The sequence below is a fragment of the Paenibacillus tyrphae genome (assembly GCF_000722545.1).
Taxonomy (GTDB): Bacteria; Bacillota; Bacilli; order Paenibacillales; family NBRC-103111; genus Paenibacillus_G; species Paenibacillus_G tyrfis.
On record NZ_JNVM01000040.1, the window covers coordinates 42,975 to 49,637 of the forward strand.

Here is a 6,663-nt window from a genome sequence, read left to right on the forward strand (position 1 = left end):
ATTTCTGAAAGGAGGTGGCGCCTAACTATTCCGTCCCCAAGAGCGTCTACCCACGCAAAAGGATGGATATGGATGGAACTTCACAAAACGAAACATGATGAAGTGTACTACTATTTTCTGAAAAACGGCGATAAGCGTTATTTGTACCGGCACAAGTATTACGATAATTTGGGAAAGCGGAAAGAGAAGAAAGAGAGCGGGTTTGTAACGGAGAAGGAAGCGCTACAGGCGCTGATAGAAGTAAAGGCCGCGCTACTGAACGGGCAAGTGAAACAGGTTGAGCATAGCCAGATGACCGTATCCCAATGGTTGGATATCTGGTATGAGACGTACAGCAGCGGCTGGGAAATTACATCGAGACTTCAGCGGGAAAACGCCATCAAGTACCAGATGAAACCGCTTCTCGGCAAGTACAAACTCAACTCTCTGGACAAGACGACGTATATCCGGGCGTACATCAATGTACTCAAGCAGAAATACAGCGACAGGACGGTAGCACTATTTCACCGTTTGTTTAAGATTGCGATTAACGCTGCCGTGGAGGATGAGATCATCCCCAGGAATCGTTTCCAAAAAGTCACCGTCGAAATTAACGACGAGCTGGAGAACGTCCTGACAGCGGCGGAACTGGATTTATTTCTGCAAACGGCCAAGCAATACGAGAACATCACGAACTACACGTTCATCCTTTTACTCGCCTTTACCGGCCTCCGCAAAGGCGAAGCGCTTGGCTTGCGATGGAAGCATATCAACTTTGACGAGAAAACGCTGACAGTTGAGTGCACTCGTGACCGGCATGGATGCAGAACGCCCAAAACGAAAAACAGCTACCGTAAGATCCCGATCGATCAGGTGCTGGTTAATCAACTTCTTACTTATCAGCGGTGGTGTGTAGAGACGAAGTTCTCATACGGCATGAAGCTGGATAAGGAGAACGATTTTATCTTCATCTCATATCAGGACGGCGTGCCGATCGCGGAGAACATGGCCTTCTATTCATTCAAGCGCATACTCAGAATCCTCGAAAAAGAAAAAACGCCGATCAGAGAAATCAGCCCGCATGGCCTCCGCCATACACATGCAACCATTCTGATCAATCAGGGGATACCGGTCAAGACAATCGCTGATCGGTTGGGTAATACGCCAGACATGATTCACAATGTGTACGCCCATTCGTTCAAGGAATACGAGTTGAAGGCGGTATCTGCTTTCAGCGGCAGTTTGACATTTGGTGGGGCGAGTGGGGCTGCAAGTGGGGCTAATTGATCGGGCAACGCCCGCAAGCCCTTATATATCAGGGATTTTTGTCGTCAGCGAGTTCTACAGCCGCTAATTTTTAATCATAAAGAGCTGCTTTGCAAACAGGGAAACCTGCTGCGAAGCAGCTTTTTTTGCGCCGTGACTCTGCCCTCCCCTGCCGGAATACCGAAAAAAAGGATGCTTCCGCCGAAGTCGAGACAGACTTGCGGAGCATCCTTTTCTCATATGGCTTACCCTAACTTAATTCGGGCGAATTTGCGTTTGCCGACCTGCACGATTTCGCCGCCCTGCGGCGCGAGCTCAGCGTTCGGATCGTCGATTTTCTCCTCGTTGATCTTCACCGCGCCCTGCTGCACGCTCCGGCGCGCCTCGCTGCCCGAGCTTTGCAGACCAAGCGTAACGAGCAGCTTCACAATGCGGATCTTACCGTCTTCCAGCGCATCCTGCGGCAGGACTACTTCCTGGACATCCTCCGGCAGCGCTCGCTGCTGGAAGACGGTCACGAAATGCTGCTGCGCTTCTTCCGCAGCCTGCTGCCCATGATACATCCGGACGAAGGTGTAAGCGAGCCGCATCTTGGCATCCCGCGGATGAACGGTGCCGTTGCCGAGCCCGTCGCGAAGCTGCTGCAGCTCTTCATTCGAAAGGTCGGTCGCCAGCTCGTAATATTTGAGCATCAGCTCGTCCGGCACGGACATCGCTTTGCCGTAAATTTCATTCGGCTCCTCATCGATTCCGATATAGTTGCCGAGGCTCTTGCTCATCTTCTGTACGCCATCCAGCCCTTCGAGCAGCGGGTTCATGATCGCTACCTGCGTATCGACGCCGTATTCCTTTTGCAGGGTACGTCCCATCAACAGATTGAACTTCTGGTCCGTTCCGCCCAGCTCAATATCGCTCTTCAGCGCCACCGAGTCGTAGCCCTGCATCAACGGGTAGAAAAACTCGTGGATATGAATCGGCTGGCCGCCCGCATAACGCTTGGAAAAATCGTCCCGCTCCAGCATGCGCGCCACCGTCAGCTTGGCCGACAGCTCTACGACATCGACGAATGTGAGCGGTCCAAGCCATTCGGAGTTGTAGAACAGCTGTGTTTTTTGCGGGTCCAATATTTTATAAATTTGCTTCTGATACGTCTCCGCATTGCGTTTAACGTCTTCTTCCGTCAACTGCTTGCGCGTCTCGGATTTGCCTGTCGGGTCCCCGATCCGCCCGGTGAAATCTCCGATGATCAGCTGCACCTGATGGCCGAACTCCTGAAACTGGCGCAGCTTGTGCAGCACGACCGTATGGCCGACGTGAATATCGGGAGCCGAAGGATCAAGTCCCAGTTTTACTTTAAGCGGAGTTCCCGTTGCGACGGAGTTGATGACCTTCTGCTTCAACTCATCCTCAGGTACGATCTCGACGACTCCGCGGCGAATCGTCTCCAGCTGGCGGTTCACCTCCTGCTGCTGCTGCGGTGTCAATTGCTCCCATTTTGCCATTGCTCGTTCCTCCTGCTTGGTCTCTAAATTTGCAATAAAAAAAAGCCTCTCATCCCAAGGGACGAGAAGGCTTTGCTCGCGGTACCACCCTAATTAAAGCCCGGCAAACGAAACGGTATCATAGAAGAAACTGCACTTCCTTCACCGAGGTTCGTTACCGAAGCTTTCACTTCATCGGATAACGGGCTGCTGCCCGATCGGAAGCTACTGACGGGCGGCTGTGACATGCCGTTCCGAGGTTCCCTTCCGCTGCTCCGGACGGTAATTCGGTCTAAGGTTGGCTGCCGGTTCGCACCATCCACCGGCTCTCTGCAAGCTTAATTCCTTATCCTACTAAGTCCATCAATGCATTTCAGCGGTATACAATTATCCCTATTTATATCACAAGGCCAAAACGATTGTCAAACCCCTCGCTTCGCAGCGTCAACCCAGACCGAAGTCAGCAAATCGTCATGGAAGAACAATTTTGCGGCGGTGTGTAGCGGAGTGCTTTTATGCTATAATGTTAAGGAATGTTTTCCAATCAGGAGGAACTCGCTTTCATGGAGAAGGAGACAAAACAAAAAAGGCCAAGATATCAAGTCATCTTGCTTAGAACTGGCAAATATACTCTACATACGATCAAGTGGCTTTTTATCGCCGGTTTGTTTGCGGGGTTGCTGGGGGCCGGCGCCGCTTTCGGTTATGTCAACGCACTGATTAAAGATGATCCGATTCGGAGCAAGGAAGCAATGGTGACGCAAATGCAGGACGACGCCTTGACCGGATTCGTGTATTTCCGCGACGATACGGTAGTCGGCCAGCTGCGTACCGAGGAAGACCGGCGGATGGCGGGCTTGAAGGATATCCCCAAGCCGGTGCTGGACGCCGTATTGGCGATTGAGGACAACGACTTTTATCAGCATCACGGCATAGACCTCAAAGGAACGGTCCGCGCGGTGCTCCAAAAGCTGCTGAATGAAGACATTCAGACCGGCGGCAGCACGATTACGCAGCAGGTCGCCAGACGCGTCTTCCTGACGCTGGATAAAGCCGACAGCCGCAAAGCCAAAGAAATTTTTCTCGCCATGCGCATGGAGCGCCTGATGTCGAAGGATGAAATTCTGCTCGCCTATTTGAACAAAATTCCTTATGGCAACGGCTCTTCAGGCTATAATCTGTACGGCATTAAAGCCGCCGCCAAAGGGATATTTAACATCGACGATCTCAGCAAGCTGAATATTGCGCAAGCAGCCTATCTGGCTGGCGTACCCCAGCAGCCGAGCAACTTCTCGGCCTTCACCAGCAAAGGCGAGGTCGACGGCGCCGCTTTCAAGCGTGCGGTTCAGCGTCAGCAGCTCGTGCTGAAGCGAATGCTGGAGGAAGGTAAAATCAACGAGCAGCAGTACCAGGAGGCGCTGCAGTTCGACTTGAAGGGCTCGCTTGCCGAGCGTGTTAAAAAAGCCTACTCCACCTACCCTTTCCTTATGATCGAGGTGGAGAAAGAAGCGGCCAAGGCGCTGCTGTCAGTCCAACAGCCGAAGCTGGACCCACAGGCCAACCCGGAGACGTACAGCGAGGCGCTGAAAAGTGTACAAGCCCAACTGTCCCGCGGAGGCTATCACGTGTATACGACGATCGACAAAGACATCTATGAGTCGATGCGCAACATCGCGAAGGACGAAAATAACTTTACTCCTGACGATAAAGTCAAAGGAACCGAGCAAATCGGCGCCGTAATGATGGACAGCAAAACCGGAGCCATTCTCGGCATGATGGAAGGCCGCGACTTTTTCAAGGAGCAGCTGAATCACGCGACGCAAGCGCTCCGCCAGCCCGGATCGACTATGAAGCCGATTGCCGCTTATTTGCCTGCCATGGAGAAGGGCGCTATACAGCCCGCCTCCGTCATCGACGACGTCCCGATCATTCTCAAGGACGGCAGCAGAGGCTTTCACATCCCGGAAAACTGGGACGACGGCTATCACGGACTCATCACGGCCAGACGGGCGTTAAACCAGTCATACAACATTCCGGCGATCAAATTGTTCGTCGATGTCGTCGGCATTAAAGAGGCATGGGAATTTGCTAAAAAGATGGGGATCGTTTCCATTACCAAAGACGACTATCAAGCCCAGACGGGCGTTATCGGCGGTTTGAAATACGGAGTAACGGTCAAAGAGCTGACCAATGCCTACGCGACGATCGGCAACAAGGGCGAGTTCAATGAAGCGTTCATGATTCGAAAAATTACCGATTCCAACGGGAAAGTCGTCTACGAGCATCAGCTTAACCCGACAACCGCCTTTTCCGAGCAGACGGCTTACCTGATGACCGATATGATGCGCACCGTCATTACGTCCGGTACGGCAACCGATCTGATGAAAAATTTCAAGCACTACGGCAAAATTCCGATCGTCGGCAAAACCGGCTCGACCCAGGACGACGCCGATGCTTGGTTTATGGGCTACACGCCGGACATTACGCTGGGCGTCTGGGCCGGGTATGACCAGCCGATTCACAAGCTGAGCAAGAAAACCGGCGGAACGAACCGGGCCAAAAATATTTTTGCACTTGTTTTAGATGACGCGATTAACAAAGAGCCTGATCTGTTCCCGACAAAAGAGTTCAAGCGGCCGGATAATATCGTCGAGGCGACCGTGTCCAGCCTTTCCGGTAAGCTGCCGAGCGAGGCGACTTCAAAGGCGGGCAAGCTCGTCACGGACGTATTCAATAAAAAATTCGTTCCGACCGAAGAAGACAACGTCATGGTAAGCTTGCCGATTATTACGTATAACGGAATCAATTATATCGCACAAGACGGAACGCCAAGCGAATTTGTTCAACAGAAGAGCGTGATCAAGCGGGAAAAGCCGCTCGGACCTTTGTTTAAAGAGCTGGCGAACGCTATGGACAGAGTCAAAGCGGACCGCCGCCGCAGCCTCGATTTTTATCGTCCGAAGGATTATCAGGACGATGCGCCTTCCGAGACCGATCCACGGGCGGACGACGGAAATCCGCCGGCAGCGCCGACAACGGTCGTCGCGACTCATGCGGGCGACACCAGCATCATCACGTTCCAAGCGAGCTCAAGCGCCGATACCGTCGGCTACCGTTTGTACCGTTCCGTCAATCACGGACCGTACCAACGGGTAAGCAAAGTCGTGATAGCCGGCGACGAGGCGAAGTTTACGGATTCCGTCAACGGAGGAAACCTGTACGGTTATTACGTGACCGCTGTCGATGTGGCCGGTAACGAATCCGTACCGAGCAAAGCGGCTTACACGGACGGGACGTCCGTCGATCTATCGTCGCTCCCCCCGGATGGAGGCCAAAAGACCGCTCCGGAGAGCAAACCAAGCGATGGAAAAAATAACGAAGGTACAGGCGGCTCGGGAATGGGCACCGGCTCTGAACCGAATAAGGAACATGGCGCCGGCAACGACTCTACCGACCATGGTGATCAGACACCCGTCAAGACGCCTCCGGCTGCGCCTTCCGGCTTGACGGCCAAGTCTACCGGCGGAGGTGTCGAGCTGAGCTGGAAGGATAATGCCGGCAAAGAAAAGGTTAAGGAATACACGGTATACTATAGCGAAAAAGAAAACGGCAAGTTTGAGAAAATCGGTACGGTAGCAAATGCAACGCAATTCAAGTACTATGCCGTCTCCTATGACGGCTATTACAAAGTATCCGCCACAAACGAGTTCGGCGAATCCAAGCTTTCGGCGGCGGTGAAGTTCAAGAAATAGCAGCAGTGAAAAAAGGGATACGGACCGATTGCGCGGTTCGTATCCCTGAGCTTGTTGAGAAACCCGCTTCGCGTAGAAAATTCTCAGCATACGATGGTGGGGTATATCCCTCCAGCCGCTCTTAAAACCCGTGAACTTGATTAGAATTAGCGGTATTTTCACGGGTTTCAAAGTATTCCTGTAAG

Annotated in this window: 3 protein-coding genes and 1 other annotated feature; of the genes, 2 read left to right on the forward strand and 1 reads right to left on the reverse strand. The window is 52.6% G+C overall.

Features of this window, described 5'->3' with window-relative positions; all coding sequences use genetic code 11:
- Nucleotides 1–72 precede the first annotated feature (72 nt).
- A complete protein-coding gene (locus tag ET33_RS31625) occupies nt 73–1,266 on the forward strand; it encodes a site-specific integrase (protein ID WP_051775891.1) in 1,194 nt (397 codons plus the stop codon).
- A 224-nt stretch (nt 1,267–1,490) separates the two neighbouring features.
- Here ET33_RS31625 and tyrS read toward each other — a convergent pair whose 3' ends face one another.
- Nucleotides 1,491–2,747: a tyrosine--tRNA ligase gene (gene tyrS / locus ET33_RS31630; RefSeq protein ID WP_036691647.1), complete on the reverse strand. Its 1,257-nt coding sequence runs from the start codon at nt 2,745–2,747 to the stop codon at nt 1,491–1,493.
- A 54-nt stretch (nt 2,748–2,801) separates the two neighbouring features.
- Nucleotides 2,802–3,102, reverse strand: a binding site (T-box leader).
- Nucleotides 3,103–3,289: 187 nt separating this feature from the next.
- On the opposite strand from tyrS, the gene ET33_RS31635 reads away from it, so the two are divergent.
- Nucleotides 3,290–6,478 (forward strand): transglycosylase domain-containing protein, encoded by a 3,189-nt coding sequence (locus ET33_RS31635; protein WP_051775893.1) that lies wholly within the window; start codon nt 3,290–3,292, stop codon nt 6,476–6,478.
- Nucleotides 6,479–6,663: the final 185 nt, after the last annotated feature.